This window comes from Stenotrophomonas sp. YIM B06876 (assembly GCF_030711595.1).
GTDB lineage: Bacteria > Pseudomonadota > Gammaproteobacteria > Xanthomonadales > Xanthomonadaceae > Stenotrophomonas.
In genome coordinates this window covers 1-1,974 of the sequence record NZ_JAUJUJ010000080.1, presented here as the reverse complement: position 1 = coordinate 1,974, position 1,974 = coordinate 1, and the positions used below count along the sequence as shown (strand labels likewise).

General features: G+C 63.9%; 1 protein-coding gene and 2 pseudogenes. All 3 read left to right on the top strand.

From position 1 onward, the window contains the following. Positions 1 to 62: 62 nt before the first annotated feature. Positions 63 to 173 (top strand): annotated as a pseudogene (locus QZH66_RS14645) (endonuclease III); the annotation flags it as partial. Between the two features lie 179 nt (positions 174 to 352). After that, positions 353 to 1,561, top strand: coding sequence for an OprO/OprP family phosphate-selective porin (locus QZH66_RS14640; RefSeq protein ID WP_305806659.1), 1,209 nt, complete (start codon positions 353 to 355; stop codon positions 1,559 to 1,561). A gap of 290 nt (positions 1,562 to 1,851) precedes the next feature. Beyond that, positions 1,852 to 1,974, top strand: a pseudogene (locus QZH66_RS14635) (IS30 family transposase); the annotation flags it as partial.

Below are 1,974 nucleotides of genomic sequence, written 5' to 3'. Positions count from 1 at the left end.
TGACACCGCCCGCCGCGGGCGCGGCCTCATCACGATGGCGCCGGTCTGCCGCTGGGGGCCGGCTGATCCTGCACGGCCGCTACGTGTGCAAGGCCCGCAAACCGGACTGCCCGCAGTGCGTGATCCGCGACCTGTGCTGTTACAAGGACAATACGGCTCCTGCGGAGCGTTGAACCCCGCACCGGCGGCAGCCACAACTGTCATCCACGCGACACGGCGCGGTGACAGCGGCGCGTCGCCGGTATCCCCTGCCGCCGCGCAGACCGGAGCAACGGCTGCAGCGGCTGTAATATTTACGCAATCTTCACGATCTAACCTGCGCTGCATCCTCAACCTGCCTGCAAGGCCATCCATGAAACTGCATCGCCAACTTCTCACTGCGGCCGTGGCGACGGCGCTGTTCGTTCCGGTCGCCCATGCCGAAATCGCCGTCGACGTCATTGCCGGCTCCGAAATCACGTTTGAAGGCCTGATGCAGGCCGACGGCAACTGGTTCGACAACGACCGCGCCGACCTCAATGGCGCCGGCATCAACGGCAAGGACAGTGAATTCGAACTGCGTCGCGCCGAGCTGGTGCTCAAGGGCAAGGGCCCGGGCAACCTCGAGTGGGTCGCCGGCTATGACGCCAAGGCCGACAAGTTCCTTGATGCCAATCTCAAGTACAAGCTGGGCGGCGACAGCAACCATTTCCTGCAGCTGGGCCAGTTCAAACAGCCCAACAGCCTGGAAGAGCTGTCCAGCACCAAGAACAACGACTTCATTTCCAAGGCCACGGTGACCAACACCTTCGCGGTCGCGCGCCGGCTGGGCGCGGGGTATGGCGTCGGTGACAGCAACTGGAGCATCACCGGCAGCGCGTTCGGCCGCGAGCTGACCCGCAATCTGGCCCATGGCAGCGGCTACGGCCTGCGCGGCACGTTCGCCCCGATCAACGACAAGGGCAACGTCCTGCATTTCGGCTTGAGCTATGTCGATTACGACACCGATGCCGATACGCTGCGGCTGCGCGCCCGGCCCAACGCCGACCTGGCCACGGTGCGCCTGGTCGACAGCGGCAACCTGACCGATACCGATCGCGTCAGCACCCTCGGCGCCGAAGCGATGTATGTCGGTGGCCCGTTCAAGGCCCAGGGCGAGTACTACAGCTCCAAGGTCAAGCGCTACGACCACGACAACTATTCGGCCAGCGGCTACTACCTCAGCGGCATGTGGAACGTCACCGGCGAGACCTGGGGCTACAAGGGCGGTGTGCCCTCCACCGGCCTGCCGTCCGAGCCGGGCCGCGGCATGTGGCAGCTGGGCGCACGCTTCGACCACATCGACCTGGACGACGGCCGCCTGCGTGCACCCGCGGTGGTCGGCGGCGCGCCGATCGTCGATGGCGTGCTCGGCGGCAAGATGGATGTCTGGACCGTGGGCGCCAACTGGTACTGGCGCTCGAACTTCAAGTTCGCGTTGAACTACGTGATGGTGGACAGCAAGAAGTACAGCACCAGCGCCCGCAGCTTCGTCAGCGACAAGCCGAACATCCTGGAAGCCCGCCTGCAGTTCTTCTGGTAAGCCCGCTCCGCAGGTAATGACACGAACGCCCCCGCATGGGGCGTTCGTTGTTTCCGGTCGGTGGCTTCTTGGATACGCGCCCCCTGCAGACAGACCGCAGCCGCCTCCTGCGCCCACAGGGCCGTTGTTCCTGAAGACACCTCGTGTGCCGGGAGTTTGAACCAAAACTTGTAAGCCCGAACCTCAGCCGCCTCGGAAACAACACAGGCGCCTAATGACCGCTTTCGGCCGTGGATTCATATGATCAATGCAACACACGGACAGCTGCATAGGCAGTAGGAGTGTTGCGGATGAATCGCAGGAAGAGGATCTACTACACGGGCACCCAGAAGTCGCTGATGTGGGATCGCTGGCAGCAGGGCGAGTCCTTGCACCAGATCGCGTCCCTGTTTGACCGTCACCACAGCTCAGTG